The organism is Leptospira inadai serovar Lyme str. 10 (assembly GCF_000243675.2).
In the GTDB taxonomy this organism is placed as follows: domain Bacteria; phylum Spirochaetota; class Leptospiria; order Leptospirales; family Leptospiraceae; genus Leptospira_B; species Leptospira_B inadai.
The window spans coordinates 83,052-102,989 of the sequence record NZ_AHMM02000025.1 but is presented as its reverse complement, the minus strand read 5'-3'; the positions used below and the strand labels follow the sequence as shown (position 1 = coordinate 102,989).

Sequence of the window (19,938 nt, the reverse complement as noted above, 5' to 3'; positions counted from 1 at the left end):
ATGAAAGTTTTTGGATATACCTCGGAAAACATCGCTCTAATAGTACGAAAGCATTGTAACTATTCCGTGAGAGGCTGATTACTTTTCGGTTACAATCCGTCGATCGATTTACCGACTTTTTTTAGCCGGAGAAGTCGACTTTCTTAGTTTCGTTAACTGACCCGTTAACCACTTTTCCGACGGCATTTCCGTACCGTCGGGGAATCGGATTTTATAAGGGATTCCGGTGACGGAAGATTTGCTAGCTAATCCGACGATAAAGTCCTCCGTCGTTTTAATTCTTCCCTTAGTCGCCTCGTATTTTCTTAAAAGATGAGCTTTTGCTTCCTGCACGGTATGCTCGGATCCGTTACGGATAAAGACGCAACCGTTGCAGGAATCCAACGTAGATAGTAATGCATTGATCTCCGTTTCTAAATCGGCGGGTTGCGAAGAAACTATTCCCGAGAGGGGCAATAGCGCCAGAGTAAATAAAAGAATCGTTATAATGCCGCAGTTTCGCATGGAGATCGAATTTCAGGTTAGCTCGCCGACGCCGGGTCCTGCAAGTGATTTCCAAGAGCCGAACGTCGTAATTTAGGTCGGGAAGATAATTATTGCCGGTCGGTAGAAATGGTTCGACAATAGTCCGGTTGAATCGGCTTCGACAGGTTCGGATCGCTGAGTCTAGGGTCTGTCAGATAACAATCGTCAGTAAGAGACTTTAAAAATTCGATCAAATCGCTTTTTTGCATCTCGGTCAAATCGAGCTGGCGTATTCGAGGGTCCTTGTGGGGATTCTTCCTACCGTCTCCCGCAAACGGCCCCGTAGTAATATTCCTTCCTCCCGCATTGAAAACTTCTATTACTTCCCGAAGGGTTTTGAGGCTCCCGTCGTGCATATACGGAGCCGTAACTGCGACGTTTCTAAGAGAAGGAGTTCTGAATTTTCCTCGATCCGTTTCTTTACCCGACGTTTGAGAGAGGCCTTGAGTTTGTAATGCCGCCGCGGGGCCGTGCAGAGCCTGATCGGGATAGTCTCCTTTGTTCCGAACGTTGTACAAACCTATATTCTGAAAACTAAGAATACCAAGCGTATCATCAATATTGAAATTTTTCCCTCCATGACAATGATAGCAGCCGCCGATTTCGGACTCGAAGATCCGCTTTCCTCGGATTGCGGAGGAGGTCATCGCGTTTCTATCGAAAGGGGACTGATCCGAAATCATAGTGACTTCGAATGCGGCGATCGCGCGAGCGATATGAATCACATCGATCGTATTCTCTCCGAATGCTTCCGCAAACATTGCTACATATTTCGGATCGGATTGCAAACGGGCCGCAACGACGTGTTCGATTCCGCTGATTGCAAGCTCTTCGATGGTAGTTGCGGTATTCTCGGAAAAAAAAGGAACTAGAGTCTGATTGTCCAAGCGTTTCAAAGTCGGATTCGACCAAGTGTAAGGGGAAAAGTATCCTGCATTTGCGATCGCAATCGAATTGCGCGGATGAACTCGACCTGTCGAACCGATCGCGCGAGTCAGGCCGTCCGAAAAACCTAAATTTTGTTTGTGACAGCTCGCGCAAGATTGGTTTTTTCCTTTTGAAAGATTTACGTCGTAGAAAAGAAATCGACCCAGCTTGACGGTTTCCGGAGTCACACAGACATCGGGAGGATGCGGAGGAGCCGAGGCCGATTCCACCAGCCCGTAATCATAATCGGAGCAAAATCTGCCCTCTTCCATGAAGGTCCGCATTTTGGAGCAGGAAAAAAATAAAAACGCGAGCAGAAGGATGCCCGCGCCCGCAAATACTCGAGGTAATTTAAACATTCTTTATGGAGTTAAAATGGAACCGTTTCGCCGGAAGGATGAAGACTTATCGAACTTCCCATACCGGTATCGATCGTTGCCTTTTGAGTATCGTCGTAAGTTCCGGTACCGTTCGGTGCCGTGCCAAGTTTATTAAAGAGAGTCTGGACTCCGGGGTAACCGCCGCCGCTAGAAGGTTCCGGATATCCTGTCGGAATCGTTCCGGAAGTCAGATTATCCATGATGAATCCGCCCCCGTTAAAGATTCCGAATTTCAGAACATCAAAACCGCAGATAGTACCGTTGGTCGTCATGCTATTGATTGCGACACCGGAAAGAGCTGTGGTCTCAAAATTACTCACAGTCTTTTGGCCGTAAGCGAGAGCGTAGTAATGGTTATTGGTTCCGCAAACGGTAGTCATCGAGACGGTTCTTGCGGCGATTCTTACGCAGATTCCGGTCGCCATTCCTCCACCTTGCATTCCGAGTGTCATCTCTTCCAAAATCACTCGGCCCCTATCGGAAGTAGTCGCCGCCTTCGTTCCCGAAAGCCAGAACGGAGCCGCCCAAGAATAAGTCTGCCTACGACTCGGAGAAGCTCCATAGATATAACTTTCCACCAACAAATTCGGATTATCGGAAAGGGTAGAGTTTAGGACTCCGATCCGGTAGGTCAATAAGACACCGTTCGTGGTATTCGGAGTACTTACATCATCGAAAAGTAATTCTAGAGCGTCCTGTCCGTCGCTGGCTCTCCAGATCTTAAATCGATTCAGGAAATTCTTCGTACCGGTATATGCAGAAGAGGAAATATTTTGGCAGGAAGTCCCGCAAGCGGCTCCGGTTTGCAATTTTATTTTGAATGGAACCCCGTTCAGGTTGGTCGTGGATTGAAAACTCCCCGAGTTGTTCAAAACCCCCGTTTTTTTTAGGGCCATAATGATCTGGTCCGCCATCGTCGAATTTCCGTTTGCCCATGTCGCGGATTGCCGTACGGCCTCCCAGTCGGACGCGGTAGTCGCCTCGACTTTTCCGGGTCCATCGAGAACTATTTTCCAGGAAGATTGCGAGGTTACAAAATGCGGTTCTCCCGTAGCCATCGTTTTCAATACTGCGTCCAATTTTTCCAAGTCCGGAATTTTTATCACGATTCCGGAAGATTGGTTTTGCCGCGTTAAATGGACGGAGAACCCGAGCGCGAAAAAAATAACGACGAGAGTTGTGATGATTTTTAGTTTCATACGATTCTCGCGATTACTTCGTGACGCCGGGCGGAATACAAATCACAAGACCGGATTGATTCTGACAAGTGTTGCTATTCAATATCGCGGCTAAAAGCAGAAACATTGCATTTTGATTGTTATCACTCTTGTGCATTAGATTACACGCGGATAGGAACAGAAGTATTCCTATGATTAAGTAACTTAAACGACGGCGCATGGCGTTTACCTCATGAGTTTTATTCGTTTCCGATTAAACATTTCGCTTGGATCGAATCATTATTAAAGTTTCGAATAAAATATTCATCCTACATCCAGGACCTTAAATAGGTTTTTGACCTGCACATTGGCGATCTTTCACCGGAACCGATTCCGAATGTAAGAAGGCTACGATATTTAAAGTGACCTTTCCCGATTGTCAAACGCATCTTTGATTCTACCTTCCTTTTTGTTAAGCGGTAGGAAAGTTATTTTGCCCAATTTTTCACAGAATGATGTCACTTTAATTTCGGATTTCAAACTTCGAAACGAGGTCGATCGCCCCGTTTCTAATTCGTATTCAGAAATATCATACGCGGATCTGCAAATAGAGGGACTCGCTTTTTTTCCATCGAAAGAAAAAATGTCAAATTCTCGCTAAGAACGATTTCCGGATGACGTTATTGTATCGGACGTTACGGTTGCGTTTTACGGATCGTTAGGAGACGGTCGCTGAGAGGCAAACGCGAATATGCAAAATCATTTAATTCTATTTCCGGTGGGAGCTCTAGGCTTTCTTACTTTTTTCGTACTGTTACTCATTCCTATCCGACGGTTTAAAGCGGCGATTTTAGGAAAAGTCACTGCGAAAGATTTTAAATACGGAGAGTCCAAAAGAGTTCCTTCTTGGGTGTCCATTCCGAACCGGAATTATATGAATTTATTGGAAGCGCCGATGCTATTTTACGTGATTTGCACGATTCTGTACGTTGCGAATTCCGTAAATCTTACGAATCTTGTTTTGGCCTGGGCGTACGTAATTTTACGAATCTTGCATAGTCTCGTTCACTTAACGTTTAATCATCTTTTTTGTCGCTTGGGTTTGTTCACAGCGAGTACAATCATATTAGCGTCGATGTGGGTCTTATTTTTTCTCACATTCCTATAATATTCTAACTACCTTCTCTACCAGAAGACTGAGGACAGAGGACAGATGCGCTCGCTTTGCTCACGCTAGACAGAAGCTGCTAGACGTTGGAAAAGTTACAGAAGTAGAGGAAAGATCCCTCGTAAGCGCTCAATTAACCCCAGGGTAAGCTATCGATCGAATCGTGTTAAACTTATGAGATGAGCAAAGCAAGAAAGAGTCGGGAAGAATATATAGCAGAATATCAAGAAAGCGGCTTGAGCCAGAAGGCTTACTGCGAAGAGTCGGGAATCAGCGTAAGCACGTTAGGTTATTGGCTTCGTCATAGCAAAGAGAAAGTGAAAACGGCAGGCTCTGAGAAAAGGCTCGTGCCAATAAACTTAGGAAGTTTAGAGGCGAGTAAAGGTGTGGAAATAAAAATAAGCCGGAGTGGAGAAATAAACATAACGATACAAGGGAAATAGGAATGATATTTCGAGATCCGAAGAGTCTGCGAGTATATGTCCGACCGGGAAGGACAGATATGAGGAAATCGTGGAACGGTTTGAGTACTATAGTGAAAAAAGAAATGTCGAAGGATGTGTATTCGGAATATCTGTTTTTGTTCTGTGGCAAGAGCCGAGATCGATTGAAATGTCTGTATTGGGACGGAAACGGCTTTTGCATATGGCAGAAGCGGCTCGAAAAGGGAAAGTTTCCGTGGCCTGAATCGGAGGAATCGGCGTTGGACTTAAGTTGGCGTGAAGTATCCTGGCTACTGAAGGGTATAGATTTTAGAAAAGAGCATCGATTAATGGATGTATCCGGCCTTCGATAAAAAGTTCTTGAAGAAAGCAGGACAAGAAATATAAAAGCAGAGTGTCTAGAGAGGAACTTTTAGCGGAAAACGAAGAGCTTAAAGTATTATTGCATAATATACAGAAAGATAATGCGTCTCTTCGTTCTAAGATTAGTTCTTTGGAGAATCTCGTTCTCGGCTATCGCAAAGAATTGTATGGAAGCAAATCGGAGAAGATAGACCCGAGCGAAATCCTACAGGGAAAATTGTTCAACGAAATAGAAGAATCACAAAACGATTCTCCCGGGTTATACAATGGACATGCGGACGAGAAAGTCGAAATCCATTCTCATACTCGCAAAAAACCTGGTAGAAAGCCGATCCCGGATCATATACCGAGAGAGGAAATCATTCATGATATCCCTGAATCGGAGAAGATCTGTAACTGCGGGCAAGAACTTAGCCGGATCGGAGAAGAGACATCCGAGAAGCTGGATATCATTCCTCAGAAGGTATTTGTTGTAAAACACATCCGATACAAATACGCATGCAAACATTGTAATGGAGACGAAAGAAACGAAGCGGGAAGCGTAATAAAGACGGCCCCTCTTCCTCCGCAGTTACTACCGCAAAGTATTGCAACGCCGGGGCTTGTAGCGTATCTCTTAACGAGTAAATTCGTAGATCATCTTCCATTTTACAGAATGGAGAAGATATTTCGTAGAATGGGTCTGGAATTGCCCCGTTCAACGATGTGCAATTGGACAAAACAAGTGTATGAGAAGTGCAAGCCATTCGTTTCTATTTTAAAACAACAGTTACTCGAAGGATCTTTGATCGGGATAGACGAAACTACGCTTCAAGTAATGAAAGAACCGAACAGATCCAATACGACTAAGTCGTATATGTGGCTGTTTCGAGGAGGTCATCCGGATAAACCGGTATTACTTTATCTTTATAGAGAAACAAGGTCTGCGGAGTTCATCCCGAAATTCTTGAATCGATACCAGGGTTGTATTCAGACCGACGCTTTTAGTAGCTATGATTCCAATTTTAGAAATTGGAAAGGAGTGCTTCATGGAGGATGCTTCGCGCACGCGAGAAGGAAATTTTACTCGGTCTGGCAGTCGGAAGAAGATCGTATTGCAGGCTATGTCATCTTAAGACTCAGGGAAGTCTACGCGGTCGAAAAAGAAATTCGAAAACAAAAACTTCACTCTCTATGTTTATTTTCAAAGATTCAAAAAATCAGGGAAGAAAAATCAAAACCTATTTTGGATGATTTAAAAACATTCTTAGACAGCGCCTATTCTCAAGTCCTTCCAAAGAGTCCGATCGGCGAGGCAATTCGTTATACCTTAAACGAATGGGAGCGATTGACGATTTATCTTTCTCATGGAGAATTTTATATCGATAACAATCTTGTCGAAAATGGAATTCGACCCTTCGTAATCGGACGAAAGAATTGGCTATTCTCAGGCAGCCCTGACGGAGCTGAGGCCAGCACTTTCTTTTTTTCTATCGTTCAAACCGCTATCGCTAACAAAAAAGATCCCTATGCCGTCCTTCGTACTCTTTTCGAAGGGGTGCCTGCCTCCCATTTAACACAAGATTTTGAAAGTCTTTTTTCAAAATCGATGGGATGGGTTTAATTGAGCGCTTACGATTAATTTCCTTCCGGCCGTTCTCTGAATTCCCTCGGGAATTTTTTAGAAAGCTTACCTAACCGAATAGTTTCAGATTCTTTATCGCAAAATGATGATAACGTTCAGAGAAAGTTTTAGTCTACTAGCATTTCTCGAATAACTTGTTTAACTTTAGCAATAGTCTTAGATTCAATCTTGCCAAGCTTTTTAATCAAACGAGCTTTATCAACGGTTCGAATTTGGTCCAAAACTATCCAACCCTTTTTACTTTGAAAGGTTAGCTCTATTCTTGTCGGATATGAATGTGATTTTGTAGTCATAGGCGCAATGATAACTGTGCCAATGAACTTATTCATCTCGTTCGGTGATATTAGAACACAGGGTCTCGATTTTTTGATTTCATGTCCGATTGTCGGATCTAAATTGATTAAATATACTTCGTATTGAGACACTACCATTCCCAATCCTTATTAGATAAATCAATAGAATCTGGAATAAGTAATTTGTCATCTTTGCTCTCAGACATTGCTTTAAACTGCTTTTCCCAGCCATCTCTAGGCTTAGTTTTGAAAGGGGTTATAATAATCTTATTTTTATCTATTAGTAGGTCTACTTCTTCCTCAATGTGGCATTCTTCTAAAACTGCCTTAGGGATCCTAATACCTTTTGAATTACCTATTTTGACTACCGAAACTCTCATGGTAATTACTATGTAATTACTAGAGATTTTGTCGACAAAAATATAGCTCTTGAATATCGTTCTATTTATGGTCCTTCTTCACCCTTTCGACTAATGAAGGACATTGTAAAACTGGTGTCTAATGATAGATAATTGTCGAAGTTCCGCGTGTCCGCGTGTCCGCGTGTCCGCGTGTCCGCGTGTCCGCGTGTCCGCGTGTCCGCGTGTCCGAGGGACCTGGCGCGAGTTTGCTTTGCACGACGAGTGACAAAGCGGAATTTAGCGAAGCCCAAGCAGGGGTCGCGAATCGATCCCGAAGCGCCGCGACAATTTTTAGTTGTCCGAAGTTGCCAACAGATTTATGCAAGTTATTTTAATAATCTGGCTGAATGATGAATAGTTACAATTTCAATATTTCGAGAGTTGCTAACTTTATAGACTATTCTATAATTTCCAGAAAGTCGTTCTCGAAGATTTTCAATATTGAATTCAGGAACTATCCTACCCATTAATGGAAAAATCGGTATATTCTCTACAATATCTATTATTTTATTTACAACGCTTAACGCGTAAACTTCAGAATCCTTAGAAATATAATCGTAAATATCTTGTAAATCCGATTTGGCTCTATGAGACCAAGTTATCTCTTTCGCCATTTAGTTATTTCTTCTAAAACTTGTTTATGCGAAATTGTTTTATTGCTATCCAAATCTGATAAGCCTTCCTGAACTTTCTTTGAGAAAAAAAGTTCCTCCATGATATCATCAAATGATGAATCATCTGGCAAATTCTCGATAAGATCGAGAGCTTGTTGCTTTGTTGAAGACATGATTGATATTTAGGCTTTTAATCTATTGTTGTCAAATAGAATTTAGATGGCCGATTAGCCATCAAAGACAATCCTATCTTATCCAAATCATTTCATATTGTAGAGAATTATTTTTCCACAGAGCTTTCGGATTAACGAAGGAGCGTAGGCGACGAAAGTTATGCGTGGCGGCTATTTTAAGTAGACTTTTAGTTTAATATTTTTGCTCATTAGCTTAAAATGCTTGTCCAGAGTAAAAAGCATTGCCTTATTTTGAGCCGCATTCTGTGCAATTATCAAATCTGGAATTCCTACTTTATTGACCCCATTCCTAAGATTCGTAATTTGATAGTTAATGATTTGTTCCCAATCGATTTCTAATGGGAGTCGTTCAATAGCCTCTAGAGAAGCAATTATCTTTGACTGTTTTCGTAATTTAAGAAAAGGAATTAATTCTGCCAAAATAAGATCATTAGTATAAATATTCTCTCTATCAATCAACTCGTCGACTTCCGCCGAAATTGATGAATTACTATTTCTGAAATATTCAATCCAAACTGATGAATCTAACAGAACACGATTCATCGTTTCCGTAAATCATCTAAATTAATTTCGAGGTTAACGGATCCTTTATGCTTCTTAAGATCTTTTAACTTTTCTCTTCTAATTAAAGAAGTAAGTCCTTCTTTAATTACATCAGTCTTAGTTTTCAAATGAGTTAACTTCATCGCTTCCAAAAATAATTCTTCAGGAATATCCACTGTTGTTCTCATAATATGCATAAAATGATTAATTTATATGCATCGTCAAATCTTATTTTATTTTTCCTATTTGATTCTATTAAACTATCGGATTGCCACTTTCCTCAAGAATGAACTTAGTTTTATATTACGGCTTGGAGTTCCCCCGATTTAGCGGACACGGAAATGCATGAAAATAGGATAAAATCAGTATGTCCCGTAAATCGCAATACGATGAAGAATTTCAAAAGAACGCAGTCGAGCTTAGCTTGAAGACAAACAAGTCTTCGTCTCAACTATCGCAAGAATTAGGCATATCAATAAATACGCTACGGAATTGGAAGAAGAAGTATCTCACAGATGATGGACCTTTCAAAGACGCATTACGGGAGGAAGTAGATCGGCTCAAAAGAGAATTAGCCGAAGTAACGGAGGAGAGGGAGATCTTAAAAAAGTCCGTGGGCATCTTCTTGAAACCCCGCAAATAAAGTATTCGTTTATTAAAAATAACCGATTTCCTTTCCGACTTGAGAAGATGTGCGATTTGCTCGAAGTGCCTAAGAGCGGTCATTACGAATGGCTTAAAAGGCCGGAGAGTAACCGATCGAAAACGAACCGTAATTTAGATAACCATATCCAACGGCTTTACAAAGAGAATGAAAGCCGGGCCGGGTATATCAGAATTCACAAAGATTTACGAGCAGAAAGGATACTGATTTCCAAGAATCGAGTTTACAGGAGAATGAAGAAACTGGGCTTACAAGCCGTCAGGAAACGCTCCTTTCGTCCTGTGACCACAAATTCAAATCATAAGCTTCCTGTTGCCCCCAATCTTTTGAATCAGGAATTTAAGGCATCGTGTTTGAATCAGATCTGGCTCTCAGATATTACGTATATGCCTATCGTTGGAAAATGGAATTATCTATTTGCAATTAAGGATCTATTCAATAGAGAGATCATAGGATGGGAAATAGCACCTAGTCTTGAAACTCGACACCTGCGAACCGCTTTCAAGAGGGCGCTGATTGGGAGGAAATCGCCGAAAGGAATTATATTTCATTCTGATAGAGGAGTCCAGTATGCCAGTGAAGACTTTAGAAAAGAATTAAATACGAATGAATTTATTCAGAGCATGAGTAGGAAAGGCAACTGCTACGATAATGCTCCGATGGAATCTTTCTTTAAAACTCTGAAAGTGGAGGAAGTTTATAGAAGAAAATTCAACACAATTAAGGAAGCGAAATATTTTCTGTTTGACTATATCGAAAGATATTACAACAGAAGGAGAAGACACTCGGCTTTAGGTTATCTTAGTCCCGTCGAGTTCAGAGAAAAAATTACTGCATGACCACGTCCGTTTTTTCGGGGGAACTCCAGTTTTTCCAATGGCGCGAGTTTGCTTTGCAAACGAAGTGACAGAAGCAAACGTAACACAGGCCAAGCGAGGGTCGCGAAGCGATTCCACTGTGCCGCGACAGTTTTTAGTTAGTCATTGGTTTCGGGGCCGAATTGCAAACGAGCAAGCCAGGGACGACGACGACTATGCTAAGCTCTAACTTTGGCTTTTGGAGCTGCTACTTTGATTTTATAATCCTTTATCAAAATCTCTGTAGGAATTCCTAAGTACTTATTGATCTTCCTAATCATTTCTAAGGTCAATTTTCTCTTCTTGCTAAGAACCTCAGTCGCTCTACTCCGACCACCTATCCAGTTTCCCAAATCCACATTTTTTAAGTTCTTTTCTTGCATTACTGATTTAATGGCTTCTATCGGATCCGGACTCTCGATCGGGAAATGCTTATTCTCATAAGAATCCACAAGAGTGATTAGAATATCTAATTTATCATACTCAGGTGTATTCTTCTTTGAGTTCCAGAGCTTCTCAATTTCTTTAAGAGCTAAGTCGTGATCTTTAGCAGACTTTATCGGTTTGATTTCCATTTAAATTTCCTCTGCATTAATTTTATCATATTGCTCATGTGTCCCAATAAAGCGAATGAAGACAGTATGTAAGTTATAATGTATCTTTACAATTAGTCTGTACTTGTTGCCGTGAATATTAAAGACGACCCTATTATCTTTTAAAATACTCGCGTTTCGATACTTTTCTTTGATTACACGTGGCGAAGCCCAGATAGATTTCGAAGCATCTTTATACCAGATTTCGATAGACGTTCTGGAATCGGAATATTTCGGATTTTCATAGAAATCTCTCAAAATCTTCCTGGAAATAATCCTCACAGGAATAAATATACAATGTTACCATATTGGGAACAACTTTTTTTCTATATTTTATTCCATGAAACGCGAGCATGGAGGCTCGCCGGAAACCTACTGAGAATTGTTCCCAAAACTGACGACTAACTGCCAATAATTGTCGAAGTTCCGCGTGTCCAAAGGACTGCGCGAGTTTGCTCTGCAAGCCGAGTGATAGAAGCAAATGTGACGAAGCCCAAGCGAGTGTCGCGAAGCGATCCCGAAGCGCCGCGACAATTTTTAGTTAGGCGAAGCCTCTAATCATTTAAGTCAGATAAAAACTGCTGGGGAAACTTTGAATTTCTTTCCTAATGCCTTGATTTGACGAATATTCAATTCTCTCTTACCATTGAGAATCTCAGAAACAACTCCCTGACTGCCGAGCTCTGCCATGTCCTTTTGAGTAAGCCCATTCTCTTCCATAAGATATTTTACTACCTCAACGGGATCTGCATCAATAGATTCAAAGTTGTCCTTCTCGTATTCTTCAATGAGATTTCCCATAGTCTCCATTAAATGGGCCAATGGATGTTTTTCGTTGTTGCCAACTTCATCTATCAATTCATCAAGAGCTTTTAAAAGTCTTTTGTATTGTTTATCAGAATGAGGAACAGATAAGAGATCTTTCACTTCTGGCCAAATATTTTTCACACGCTCTAATTCAAGAATCATACCCTACTCCTATTTCCATTTTCCTTTATCAGATTCTGAATGCGTTAAAACATGTCGAATGGAGACTTTCTTCCTATTATAATGAATTGCAGAAATTAATCTAAAATTATTCCCGCTAATATTAAAGACTGTAAATTTACCAACCTGATCTGCACTTTTAAATACTTTTCTTAATTCGTTGAAATCTTTAAAACCCGTATTCTGAACTATTTTAAACCAACTTTCGAGAGAAGGCCCTGAATTAGGATATTTAGTTACAAAATCCGAGATCTTCTTCCAGCTAATTACGTGCACTTATACAAGTAATATCTCAATATGAGATATTACAAGCATTTTTCCATTCTTTCTTTCAAAAATGGTTTTTTAGCGATTGCGCATAACTGCCAATCTCCGAACCACTGGTTCTAATAGTTTATAATTGGAGCGCTCCCAAGGCTCTTAGCACCGGCGGGGGATAGGCGTGTTCGCTTCGCTCATCGCAGAGGACAGAGGACTATTGCTATTTCCCTGACAACAATTTTTTCAAAAATGAATTATGTTGGAGCTCCCATGCAGAGGACGGAACATTGATAACCGGAATTTCCACGTTCTAGGGGAAGATTCTTGTGTTATATTAGATCTTTCCTCTGCCTCTATTACTTTTCCAACATCGTGCAGCGTCTGTCCTCAGTCGTCTGTCTTCTGCAAACGACCCTCTTTCCAAACTTGGAATTCTCCCGCTTTCAAATGATGCCAGGTTTCGCCTTTGGTGAGCGGTTGGGTCGCGAGTACGGTAACGATATCTTTCGGGGTCGTATGTTTTCGAAAATCGACCGTCATGTCCGCGTCTATGAGGCGGGCCTTGCCGAACGGTGCATGGCGAGTGACGTACGCGAGCTTTGTGGAACAAAAAACGTATAGATATTTCGAATCCGACAATAATACGTTTGAAACACCTTTCATTCCTAATAAGGAAAGTAGCGTCTTGATTTCTAGAGCGAGTCGCTTTTCATCTCTCGGCCTATCTTTGAATTTTCTTTTTAATTGGGAGAGAAGCCAACAGAATCCGTGTTCGCTATCGGTTGTTCCGACGGGCGTAAATTCCTCCAAAGGTTCCTTTTTGATTCCCTTTAGTTGTCCGTTATGCGCGAAAGTCCAGTAGCTTCCCCAAAGTTCTCTCACGAATGGGTGGGTGTTCTTTAACTCGACTTTTCCTCGATTGGCTTTTCGGATATGCGAGATTACGATATTGCTTTTGATCGGATATTTTTGAAGTAATTCGGCTACCTTGGAATCCACGCTCGGATTCGGATCGTGAAAGAGTCGGCAACCTTTTCCTTCATAAAACGCGATTCCCCATCCATCCGTATGCGGTCCCGTCTTCCCGCCTCTTTGGATCAAACCGGTAAAGCTAAAGCAAATATCGGTCGGAATATTTGCACTCATTCCCAAGAGTTCACACATTTCAGAGCCGCTCCGTTATAATAGATATATAATCGTTAAAGCAGAACAGCTTTGTCCAGGATTTTTTAGGGATTGAATTCGATGTATAACTCCTTGCAGAATTCGGGGTTAGAACCCAAGGTAGATTGCGTGATCCTACATATCGATACCGAGATGGGTTGGAGGGGAGGAGAAAGGCAGCTGCTTCTTCTCGCTGAAGGTCTGAAAAAGCGTAAAATTCAACAGCTCGTTCTTTGCCGCCCTGGGTCGGCGTTGGAAGCAAAAGCGAATGAAGCGGGACTTCCTACGGTGACTCTTCCGTTAAAAGGAGAATGGGATTTTGCTTCCGTAAACTCTCTTCGCGATTTGGTCCGGGCAAAAGGAGTCAGAATTATTCATGCTCATACTGCAAAAGCTCATTCCATCGCCTGGATGGCAAAGGCGAAACTTCCGCAAGTACGTTTGATAGTTTCTCGTCGGGTCGATTTTAAGATTCGTAGAAACTGGTTTAGTAAACGTAAGTACGTTTCTCCGCGTGTGGACCTGTTTCTTTCGGTTTCCAATAAAATTCGCGATGTGTTGATTCAGGGCGGTATCGACCCGGCAAAAATCGTCACGGTCTACAGCGGTATCGACTTAAATCCCGCTTCGAGGAAACATTCGAATGCCGCCTTTCTTAGAAAGGAATTCCATTTGCAAAAAGACGAATTGGTGGTCGGCAATATCGCCGCTTTGGTGGATCATAAAGATCAAAAAACGCTTTTGAATGCGATAGCGTTAATCGAAACGGAACAAAAATTTAAGGTATTTATCGTCGGTGAAGGCGCTCTTCGAAAAGAGCTGGAAAATTTGGCAAGACAGAAAGGCTTGCTTGACCGGGTGGTATTTACCGGTTTCCGCGAGGATATCCAGGAGTTCCTTTCGTTGTTCGATATTTTTACCCTAACGTCCAAGGAAGAAGGATTGGGGACCTCCATCTTGGACGCGATGGCTGCGGGGCTTCCGATCGTCGCCACCAATGCAGGCGGAATTTCGGAAATGCTGACCTCGGAAAAGGGAGCCTTCGTTGCGCAGGTAGGTGACGCGGAATTTTTAGCCAAGGCGTATAAGACTTTGCTCCAGGATTCCAGATTGCGAAAAACGTTCGGGGCATTTAATAAGGAATTCGTTAAAAAGTTTTCGATTAAGAATACCGTAAGACGTACCGAGCTTGCGTACTATAGTTTTCTCGGCGAAGATTTGTATTCCAATCCTGGAAAAGGAAAATCGGGAGAGGCTGCATGAAGAGATTATTGATTATTGACGGGCACGCGTTTGCGTTTCGAGCGTACTATGCCTTTGCGGCGACTCACCTTACGAATTCCAAGACCGGTCAACCCAGCGGGGCGGTTTTCGGTTTTTTTAGAATGTTATTCAAGCTTTTCGAAGATTATACCCCTACTCATGTCGCCATGACTTTCGACCCCGGTGGTCCCTTGGAACGAGGAACTACGTACGCCGATTATAAGGCCAATCGTAAACCGATGCCGGAGGATTTGCGTCCCCAATTGCATGAAATCATGGATACTCTCGAAAAACTGGGCTTTAAGGTTTTAAGAGTACAGGGACACGAAGCCGACGACGTGATCGGGACTTTAACGGAAACCTATAAATCGAAGGCCAAGGAAATCCTGATTTTCTCCGGAGATAAGGACCTTTATCAATTATTAGAAAAAAAGAATATTAAGATGCTCCGCGGTAAGAAGGGTGTCACCGAATTCGTGGAGATCGATTCTTCCTGGGTAAAGCAGGAATTGGGCGTGGACGTGAAGCAAATTCCGGACTATATGGGAATCGTGGGAGACACTTCGGATAATATTCCCGGGGTCAAGGGAATCGGAGATAAAGGCGCTTCCAAACTTCTTCAAGAATACAAAAATCTAGAAGGCATTTATAAGAACATAGAGGAGATTCGAAACGGTTCCGTAAAAACGAAATTATTGGAACACAAGCAAAACGCCTTTCTTTCCAGGGATTTAGCCACCATTAAAAGGGATTTGGACTTGGGAATCGGCGAAAATCAGTTAAAAATTCCTGAATATAATTCCGACGAAGCGATCCGGTACTTAAAATCCCAAGGTTATAATGTACTCTCGCGGGATTTGGCTAAGGCTGCCGGAAAAGAACCGCCGACCGATGAACCCGATACTTCGGAGGGTAAGACGGCAGGAAAGAAAGGAATTTATAAACGAATCGAAAGTATCGAGGAACTTTCCAAGATCGCGAGGGCCTGGAAAAAATCCCCGATTTTGGCCGTGGATACCGAAACGACTTCCCAAAATCCTGTCGATGCGGAATTATTAGGGATCTCCGTATCGAATCAAGAAGGGACGGGATTTTATATTCCTGTCACTCATTCTCAGGGCTTATTCAACGATCAGCTCCTGGAATTGGAAAAGGTTCGCGAAATTCTCGGACCCGTTTTATCCGATCCGTCCATCCCGAAAGTCGGGCAGAATATTAAGTACGATCTGATCGTTTTGGAAAACCACGGTTTTGAAGTCGGGAATATCGTCTTCGATACTATGCTCGCCTCATATATTTTACAACCCGAGTCGCGACACCATAATATGGACGACTTAGCCAAAGAGTTGCTGAACTATCAAACCATTCATTATTCGGATCTGGTCGGTACCGGAAAAAATAAGAAGAATCTTTGGGAAGTGGAATTGGAAAAGGTTTCGGAATATGCTTCCGAAGACGCCGACATTACTTTAAGATTATATAATTCGTTACGCAAGCCCGTCAAGGACTCCGGTATGGAATCGGTGTACAAAGAGATCGATCTTCCCCTAATTCGAGTTCTTGCGGACATGGAAAAGGCCGGGATTGCGATCGATGCGGGATATTTCGCCGAACTTTCCAAGGATTTTCAGAGAGAAGTCAAGGACTTGGTTCGACATATCCACAAATATGCGGGTCGTGAATTCAATATCGCCTCGACGAAGGAATTACAAAAGGTCCTGTTCGAGGATCTGAAATTGAAAGTGATCAAGAAAACCCAAACAGGTTATTCTACGGATCACGAAGTTTTGGAAGAGCTTTTGGGGGAACATCCGATTATAGAAAAACTTTTGGATTATCGAAAATATACCAAGTTAATTTCCACGTATGTCGAAACTCTTCCGACTATGGTGTCCGCAAAAGACGGACGGATTCATACCAATTACAATATGACGATTGCCGCAACCGGAAGGCTATCTTCCACCGATCCTAATCTTCAGAATATACCCATTCGGGAAAAGGAAGGTCGTCTGATTCGAAAAGGGTTCATCAGCGGGCATAAGGACTTCGAGTTATTAAGTCTGGATTATTCTCAGATCGAATTGAGAATCATGGCTCACGTTTCAGGCGATCCCGCGATGCTGGACGCGTATAAAAAAGGGATCGATATTCATAAGCGGACGGCTTCAGCCTTGTACGGGGTTTCCGAATCCGATGTCACGCCGGAGATGAGGGATAAGGCCAAGGTAGTTAATTTTTCCGTAATATACGGTGTGACTCCTTACGGATTGAGTAGAAATTTAAGGGTTTCGAGAGACGAAGCCAAAGGCTTTATCGAACGATATTTAACCCAATATCCGGGCGTTCAAAAATACATGGATGAAACGATCGCCTTTTGCGAAGAGAAGGGTTACGTGGAAACCTTAAAAGGACGTCGCCGTCCCGTTCCGGATATTAATTCCACCAACAGAATGTCTAAAGAAGCCGCACGCCGGGTCGCGATCAACACGCCGATCCAGGGTACTTGTGCGGATATGATTAAGATAGCGATGATGCATATCCATAAGCGAATCGCGGATCAGGGTTGGAAGTCCAAACTGCTACTTCAAGTTCACGACGAATTGGTATTCGAAGTTCATAAAAAAGAGAAAGATGAATTCTTAAAGAGTGCAAAGGAATTAATGGAGAACGCACTTCCATTAACCGTCCCTATTAAGGTTTCCGGCAAATTCGGAGCCAACTGGGAGGAAGCCCACTAGGCGAATCCCTAAAAGTTAAATGACGCGACCCGGTTTGGATCGAAACTTTTCCGTTAAGATCCTTCCGGGTCCAGATTGACTCGAAACCGATTCGGCGATTTTTGCAGGCACTTCCGAGCGTTCCATCTTCCTCAGGCGCTTGCATACAAGGTTTCTCCGAACGAACTACGCGAAGTCGAAGTGATATGGATTTCCTCTTTGGAATAGGCATGTAGGGTAGAGGGGTTCGAGCCGATCGCTCTCGCTTTCAGATGATTTCCCTGCTCTATGATTCTAAAATTAGGAAGATCGCTACGAATTCTCTCCTTCGGCGCACTCGCGAGCAGCATGCATCCGCCGGACGGGAATAGATTGGTTAAGCGAAGCGAACCTCCGGTGGTGAAATAATTCTCCGAACCCGGCGTTAATGTAATCTCGCTTGCATTTAGGGAATATTCCGAAGCGAGTCTGAATCTTCCTAATCCATTCAGTAAAGTCAATGTTCCCGAGGGAGACGCAAGGCAATGATCGCCGATCAATTCGCTCGCGAGTATATCGCCCTTGGCGGTGGACGCGGTCGTTTGACCTTCTACCTTACTCATAACGATGTCTCCTTTGGAGGAGCTTAAGATAAACTTCCCCGAAGCGTTTTCTAACCGCATATCCCCTTCCGTACTCGCAACGGTAACGGATGAAAATCGACCTTTCAAACGAACCGGAGCGGATCGACCGACTATTTTTACGTCTAAGTCGCCGGGTATTTTCACCTGGAACCGGATTGTTCCGGTCGCGGGAAGAAAACCGGGAGAGATTGCGATAATCTTAAGGGTATTTCCTTTTCTCGCGAGTCGATATCGAATCTCTCCTTGAATCTCCGCCAGAAATTCCGGAGAAGTTTCGCCTGCTATCACGAATACGTCTCCTCCGTATCCGAGAATTTCCACCTTCTTAATTCCTTCCATATCCAGAGGATATTGCTCTAAAATTCGATGATTCATGCGTTTTCTCCCCCGGAAAAAATGAGTTTGATCGGTCTTGACTCTTTAGACATTGTTCCGATTCTAACCGTAAAAGGTTAAAATTCTTAGTCGAAAAAATACTTAGCTACTAAGATAATTACTGTCTAAGGTATATGGCGGATTCATCAAGTAAAAAACTCACCCGGAAGGAAATTTTAGAATCGGTCATGATGGCGATTCGGGAGATGAGCGCGCTTTCGGTCATCATCAGTCAAACGGTTGCGGAGAAGGTAGGAATCGGAAGCACCGATATGGAATGCGGGGATTTTCTACATATGTACGGTCCTATGACCGCCGGAAAATTGGCCGAATTAAGCGGACTTACGACGGGAGCGATTACCGGAGTCATCGATCGACTGGAAAAAGCGAATGTCGCAAAGCGGGAGCTGGATCCTTCCGACAGAAGAAAGGTATTAGTAGTTCCTTGCTACAAAAGGACAAAAGAATTCGAGTCACACTACGCTTCTTTAGGAAAATCGGCGAATGAGGCGCTGGAGCGATATTCTACAGACCAATTAAATACGTTCTTGTCCATCAGTCGGGACATGATCGCCATTTCGCAAACCGAAATTAAACGTATGCGAGACGCGGAATAATTTCGGTTTTCTCGGAATTTTTTCTCGCGAAATACTTTATTGTTAAAGTTTTTAGGTCTAACCAATACTTATGAGTACACATCGACTTTTTACACCTTACAAACTTGGAACGATCGAATTGAAAAATCGAGTCGTAATGAGCCCAATGACTCGATCCCGAGCCGCTGAAAATATTCCGAATGATCTAATGGCGGAATACTATTCGCAAAGAGCGGGGGCGGGGCTAATCATTACCGAAGGTACATCTCCTTCTCCCAACGGTCTCGGGTACGCTCGAATACCCGGAATTTTTTCGGAAGAGCAGGTTGCCGGTTGGAAAAAAATTACCGATGCGGTTCACAAAAAAGGCGGTCGCATTTTTGTACAAATCATGCATACCGGTCGCGTCGGACACCCGGTGAATCTTCCGGCAGGCGCCGAACTCCTCGGGGTTTCCGCAATCGGAGTAAAGGGGACCGTTTGGACGGATAGCGAAGGAAACAAGGAATACGGAGTTCCTCGTGAAATGAACCGATCGGAAGTTCAAAAAACGATTCAGGAATACGTAAAGTCTTCCGAGAACGCGATTCGAGCGGGCTTTGATGGAGTCGAACTGCACGGGGCCAACGGTTATATGATCGACCAGTTCTTAAATCCCGCTTCCAATCATCGTACGGATGAGTATGGCGGCTCTGCCGACAATAGAAATCGCTTCGCCATAGAAGTTGCAACTGCCGTAGTTAAAGCGATCGGAGCGGAAAAAGTCGGAATTCGCATTTCGCCGTACGGGGTGTTCAACGATATGCAGAGTTTCGAAGGTCTGGAAGGCCAGTACGAAGAATTGGCAAAAGCATTCGGAAAAGTCGGTTTGGTCTACGTTCATATCGTCGATCATTCCTCGATGGGCGCTCCGAAACCGGAACCGTCTACGATTCGTAAAATCAGGGAAGCCTACAAGGTCGGAAACGCAACCGGAACTTTCATCCTCTCCGGCGGCTACGACCTGGCTCGCAGCGAAACGGATTTATCTAGGGGAGAAGGTGATTTGATCGCATTCGGAAGACCGTATATCTCCAATCCGGATTTAGCGGATCGTTTAGAGAAAGGACTTTCTTTGTCGGAACCCGACTCGGCCACTTTCTATACTCCAGGAGAAAAAGGATACACCGACTACGCTTACGTAGCTAAGTAAACCCGATGGCTCTT

The 19,938-nt window shown here is 43.1% G+C and carries 26 protein-coding genes; 10 read left to right on the top strand and 16 right to left on the bottom strand.

Annotation, left to right across the window (positions count from 1 at the left end; all coding sequences use genetic code 11):
* Window positions 1–108 precede the first annotated feature (108 nt).
* The 4 genes from LEP1GSC047_RS16265 to LEP1GSC047_RS21725 form a co-directional block, all read right to left on the bottom strand.
* Window positions 109–504: a DUF5329 family protein gene (locus LEP1GSC047_RS16265; protein ID WP_010417333.1), complete on the bottom strand. Its 396-nt coding sequence runs from the start codon at window positions 502–504 to the stop codon at window positions 109–111.
* An 89-nt stretch (window positions 505–593) separates the two neighbouring features.
* Entirely contained in the window at window positions 594–1,811 is a 1,218-nt protein-coding gene (locus LEP1GSC047_RS16260; protein ID WP_010417335.1) for an MbnH family di-heme enzyme, read from the bottom strand.
* A gap of 11 nt (window positions 1,812–1,822) precedes the next feature.
* Window positions 1,823–3,031, bottom strand: coding sequence for an LIC_12337 family protein (locus tag LEP1GSC047_RS16255; protein ID WP_010417338.1), 1,209 nt, complete (start codon window positions 3,029–3,031; stop codon window positions 1,823–1,825).
* A 13-nt stretch (window positions 3,032–3,044) separates the two neighbouring features.
* On the bottom strand, window positions 3,045–3,230 hold the full coding sequence (locus tag LEP1GSC047_RS21725; protein ID WP_146036925.1) for a hypothetical protein: 186 nt from the start codon (window positions 3,228–3,230) through the stop codon (window positions 3,045–3,047).
* A 510-nt stretch (window positions 3,231–3,740) separates the two neighbouring features.
* Here LEP1GSC047_RS21725 and LEP1GSC047_RS16245 point away from each other — a divergent pair.
* From LEP1GSC047_RS16245 to tnpC, 4 genes are all read left to right on the top strand, one after another.
* Entirely contained in the window at window positions 3,741–4,157 is a 417-nt protein-coding gene (locus tag LEP1GSC047_RS16245; RefSeq protein ID WP_010417341.1) for an MAPEG family protein, read from the top strand.
* Window positions 4,158–4,336: 179 nt separating this feature from the next.
* Window positions 4,337–4,600 carry an IS66 family insertion sequence element accessory protein TnpA gene (gene tnpA, locus LEP1GSC047_RS16240; RefSeq protein WP_010410263.1) on the top strand — a complete coding sequence of 88 codons (264 nt, stop codon included), beginning with the start codon at window positions 4,337–4,339 and terminating at the stop codon, window positions 4,598–4,600.
* Between the two features lie 2 nt (window positions 4,601–4,602).
* Entirely contained in the window at window positions 4,603–4,953 is a 351-nt protein-coding gene (gene tnpB / locus LEP1GSC047_RS22570) for an IS66 family insertion sequence element accessory protein TnpB (RefSeq protein ID WP_010410257.1), read from the top strand.
* Between the two features lie 41 nt (window positions 4,954–4,994).
* Window positions 4,995–6,566, top strand: coding sequence for an IS66 family transposase (gene tnpC, locus LEP1GSC047_RS16230; protein WP_010410250.1), 1,572 nt, complete (start codon window positions 4,995–4,997; stop codon window positions 6,564–6,566).
* 128 nt (window positions 6,567–6,694) lie between these two features.
* Here tnpC and LEP1GSC047_RS16225 read toward each other — a convergent pair whose 3' ends face one another.
* From LEP1GSC047_RS16225 to LEP1GSC047_RS16200, 6 genes are all read right to left on the bottom strand, one after another.
* Window positions 6,695–7,018 (bottom strand): type II toxin-antitoxin system PemK/MazF family toxin, encoded by a 324-nt coding sequence (locus LEP1GSC047_RS16225; RefSeq protein WP_010417345.1) that lies wholly within the window; start codon window positions 7,016–7,018, stop codon window positions 6,695–6,697.
* Window positions 7,012–7,260 (bottom strand): AbrB/MazE/SpoVT family DNA-binding domain-containing protein, encoded by a 249-nt coding sequence (locus LEP1GSC047_RS16220; RefSeq protein ID WP_010417348.1) that lies wholly within the window; start codon window positions 7,258–7,260, stop codon window positions 7,012–7,014. The genes LEP1GSC047_RS16225 and LEP1GSC047_RS16220 overlap by 7 nt, the downstream gene beginning before the upstream one ends.
* Before the next feature lie 347 nt (window positions 7,261–7,607).
* A complete protein-coding gene (locus LEP1GSC047_RS16215) occupies window positions 7,608–7,895 on the bottom strand; it encodes a type II toxin-antitoxin system RelE/ParE family toxin (protein ID WP_010417351.1) in 288 nt (95 codons plus the stop codon).
* A complete protein-coding gene (locus LEP1GSC047_RS16210) occupies window positions 7,880–8,068 on the bottom strand; it encodes a hypothetical protein (RefSeq protein ID WP_039935401.1) in 189 nt (62 codons plus the stop codon). The genes LEP1GSC047_RS16215 and LEP1GSC047_RS16210 overlap by 16 nt, the downstream gene beginning before the upstream one ends.
* 171 nt (window positions 8,069–8,239) lie before the next feature.
* Window positions 8,240–8,632 (bottom strand): PIN domain-containing protein, encoded by a 393-nt coding sequence (locus tag LEP1GSC047_RS16205; protein ID WP_010417354.1) that lies wholly within the window; start codon window positions 8,630–8,632, stop codon window positions 8,240–8,242.
* The gene (locus tag LEP1GSC047_RS16200; RefSeq protein WP_039935398.1) at window positions 8,629–8,820 is read right to left on the bottom strand and encodes a type II toxin-antitoxin system VapB family antitoxin; all 192 of its coding nucleotides are present in this window, start codon (window positions 8,818–8,820) and stop codon (window positions 8,629–8,631) included. Before LEP1GSC047_RS16200 ends, LEP1GSC047_RS16205 begins: the two co-directional genes overlap by 4 nt.
* A 179-nt stretch (window positions 8,821–8,999) precedes the next feature.
* On the opposite strand from LEP1GSC047_RS16200, the gene LEP1GSC047_RS21905 reads away from it, so the two are divergent.
* Together LEP1GSC047_RS21905 and LEP1GSC047_RS16190 are read left to right on the top strand one after the other, a co-directional pair.
* Window positions 9,000–9,275, top strand: a complete 276-nt coding sequence (locus tag LEP1GSC047_RS21905; protein WP_010417360.1) for a transposase — start codon at window positions 9,000–9,002, stop codon at window positions 9,273–9,275.
* Entirely contained in the window at window positions 9,170–10,135 is a 966-nt protein-coding gene (locus tag LEP1GSC047_RS16190) for an IS3 family transposase (RefSeq protein ID WP_180993214.1), read from the top strand. Before LEP1GSC047_RS21905 ends, LEP1GSC047_RS16190 begins: the two co-directional genes overlap by 106 nt.
* Before the next feature lie 197 nt (window positions 10,136–10,332).
* On the opposite strand, the gene LEP1GSC047_RS16185 is transcribed toward LEP1GSC047_RS16190, so the two are convergent.
* From LEP1GSC047_RS16185 to LEP1GSC047_RS16165, 5 genes are all read right to left on the bottom strand, one after another.
* Window positions 10,333–10,728, bottom strand: a complete 396-nt coding sequence (locus LEP1GSC047_RS16185) for a helix-turn-helix domain-containing protein (RefSeq protein WP_010417366.1) — start codon at window positions 10,726–10,728, stop codon at window positions 10,333–10,335.
* Window positions 10,729–11,028 carry a type II toxin-antitoxin system HigB family toxin gene (locus LEP1GSC047_RS16180; protein ID WP_039935394.1) on the bottom strand — a complete coding sequence of 100 codons (300 nt, stop codon included), beginning with the start codon at window positions 11,026–11,028 and terminating at the stop codon, window positions 10,729–10,731. It lies immediately after the preceding gene.
* Between the two features lie 285 nt (window positions 11,029–11,313).
* Entirely contained in the window at window positions 11,314–11,715 is a 402-nt protein-coding gene (locus LEP1GSC047_RS16175) for a helix-turn-helix domain-containing protein (protein ID WP_010417372.1), read from the bottom strand.
* Window positions 11,716–11,724: 9 nt separating this feature from the next.
* On the bottom strand, window positions 11,725–12,009 hold the full coding sequence (locus LEP1GSC047_RS16170) for a type II toxin-antitoxin system HigB family toxin (protein ID WP_010417376.1): 285 nt from the start codon (window positions 12,007–12,009) through the stop codon (window positions 11,725–11,727).
* 372 nt (window positions 12,010–12,381) lie between these two features.
* Window positions 12,382–13,158 carry a class II glutamine amidotransferase gene (locus LEP1GSC047_RS16165; RefSeq protein ID WP_010417377.1) on the bottom strand — a complete coding sequence of 259 codons (777 nt, stop codon included), beginning with the start codon at window positions 13,156–13,158 and terminating at the stop codon, window positions 12,382–12,384.
* Between the two features lie 129 nt (window positions 13,159–13,287).
* Here LEP1GSC047_RS16165 and LEP1GSC047_RS16160 point away from each other — a divergent pair, with 129 nt between their 5' ends.
* The gene (locus LEP1GSC047_RS16160) at window positions 13,288–14,421 is read left to right on the top strand and encodes a glycosyltransferase (RefSeq protein ID WP_039935656.1); all 1,134 of its coding nucleotides are present in this window, start codon (window positions 13,288–13,290) and stop codon (window positions 14,419–14,421) included.
* A complete protein-coding gene (gene polA, locus LEP1GSC047_RS16155) occupies window positions 14,418–17,159 on the top strand; it encodes a DNA polymerase I (RefSeq protein WP_020989163.1) in 2,742 nt (913 codons plus the stop codon). Before LEP1GSC047_RS16160 ends, polA begins: the two co-directional genes overlap by 4 nt.
* Before the next feature lie 131 nt (window positions 17,160–17,290).
* Here the strand turns inward: polA and LEP1GSC047_RS16150 are convergent, their stop codons facing one another.
* Entirely contained in the window at window positions 17,291–18,136 is an 846-nt protein-coding gene (locus LEP1GSC047_RS16150) for a DUF4097 family beta strand repeat-containing protein (protein ID WP_010417389.1), read from the bottom strand.
* Between the two features lie 134 nt (window positions 18,137–18,270).
* Here LEP1GSC047_RS16150 and LEP1GSC047_RS16145 point away from each other — a divergent pair, with 134 nt between their 5' ends.
* A complete protein-coding gene (locus LEP1GSC047_RS16145) occupies window positions 18,271–18,753 on the top strand; it encodes a MarR family winged helix-turn-helix transcriptional regulator (RefSeq protein WP_010417391.1) in 483 nt (160 codons plus the stop codon).
* 70 nt (window positions 18,754–18,823) lie between these two features.
* Window positions 18,824–19,924, top strand: a complete 1,101-nt coding sequence (locus LEP1GSC047_RS16140; RefSeq protein ID WP_020989095.1) for an alkene reductase — start codon at window positions 18,824–18,826, stop codon at window positions 19,922–19,924.
* Window positions 19,925–19,938 lie beyond the last annotated feature (14 nt).

Excerpts from the sequence above, each read along its gene's own strand:
- LEP1GSC047_RS16145 (WP_010417391.1), top strand. The coding sequence starts at position 18,271 with ATGGCGGATTCATCAAGTAAAAAACTCACCCGGAAGGAAATTTTAGAA.
- LEP1GSC047_RS16215 (WP_010417351.1), bottom strand. The coding sequence starts at position 7,895 with ATGGCGAAAGAGATAACTTGGTCTCATAGAGCCAAATCGGATTTACAA.
- LEP1GSC047_RS16200 (WP_039935398.1), bottom strand. The coding sequence starts at position 8,820 with ATGAGAACAACAGTGGATATTCCTGAAGAATTATTTTTGGAAGCGATG.
- LEP1GSC047_RS16150 (WP_010417389.1), bottom strand. The coding sequence starts at position 18,136 with ATGAATCATCGAATTTTAGAGCAATATCCTCTGGATATGGAAGGAATT.
- polA (WP_020989163.1), top strand. The coding sequence starts at position 14,418 with ATGAAGAGATTATTGATTATTGACGGGCACGCGTTTGCGTTTCGAGCG.
- LEP1GSC047_RS16245 (WP_010417341.1), top strand. The coding sequence starts at position 3,741 with ATGCAAAATCATTTAATTCTATTTCCGGTGGGAGCTCTAGGCTTTCTT.
- LEP1GSC047_RS16220 (WP_010417348.1), bottom strand. The coding sequence starts at position 7,260 with ATGAGAGTTTCGGTAGTCAAAATAGGTAATTCAAAAGGTATTAGGATC.
- LEP1GSC047_RS16225 (WP_010417345.1), bottom strand. The coding sequence starts at position 7,018 with ATGGTAGTGTCTCAATACGAAGTATATTTAATCAATTTAGATCCGACA.
- LEP1GSC047_RS16210 (WP_039935401.1), bottom strand. The coding sequence starts at position 8,068 with ATGTCTTCAACAAAGCAACAAGCTCTCGATCTTATCGAGAATTTGCCA.
- tnpA (WP_010410263.1), top strand. The coding sequence starts at position 4,337 with ATGAGCAAAGCAAGAAAGAGTCGGGAAGAATATATAGCAGAATATCAA.
- LEP1GSC047_RS21905 (WP_010417360.1), top strand. The coding sequence starts at position 9,000 with ATGTCCCGTAAATCGCAATACGATGAAGAATTTCAAAAGAACGCAGTC.
- LEP1GSC047_RS16265 (WP_010417333.1), bottom strand. The coding sequence starts at position 504 with ATGCGAAACTGCGGCATTATAACGATTCTTTTATTTACTCTGGCGCTA.
- LEP1GSC047_RS16255 (WP_010417338.1), bottom strand. The coding sequence starts at position 3,031 with ATGAAACTAAAAATCATCACAACTCTCGTCGTTATTTTTTTCGCGCTC.
- LEP1GSC047_RS16165 (WP_010417377.1), bottom strand. The coding sequence starts at position 13,158 with ATGTGTGAACTCTTGGGAATGAGTGCAAATATTCCGACCGATATTTGC.
- LEP1GSC047_RS16140 (WP_020989095.1), top strand. The coding sequence starts at position 18,824 with ATGAGTACACATCGACTTTTTACACCTTACAAACTTGGAACGATCGAA.
- tnpB (WP_010410257.1), top strand. The coding sequence starts at position 4,603 with ATGATATTTCGAGATCCGAAGAGTCTGCGAGTATATGTCCGACCGGGA.
- LEP1GSC047_RS16185 (WP_010417366.1), bottom strand. The coding sequence starts at position 10,728 with ATGGAAATCAAACCGATAAAGTCTGCTAAAGATCACGACTTAGCTCTT.
- LEP1GSC047_RS21725 (WP_146036925.1), bottom strand. The coding sequence starts at position 3,230 with ATGCGCCGTCGTTTAAGTTACTTAATCATAGGAATACTTCTGTTCCTA.
- LEP1GSC047_RS16175 (WP_010417372.1), bottom strand. The coding sequence starts at position 11,715 with ATGATTCTTGAATTAGAGCGTGTGAAAAATATTTGGCCAGAAGTGAAA.
- LEP1GSC047_RS16260 (WP_010417335.1), bottom strand. The coding sequence starts at position 1,811 with ATGTTTAAATTACCTCGAGTATTTGCGGGCGCGGGCATCCTTCTGCTC.
- LEP1GSC047_RS16205 (WP_010417354.1), bottom strand. The coding sequence starts at position 8,632 with ATGAATCGTGTTCTGTTAGATTCATCAGTTTGGATTGAATATTTCAGA.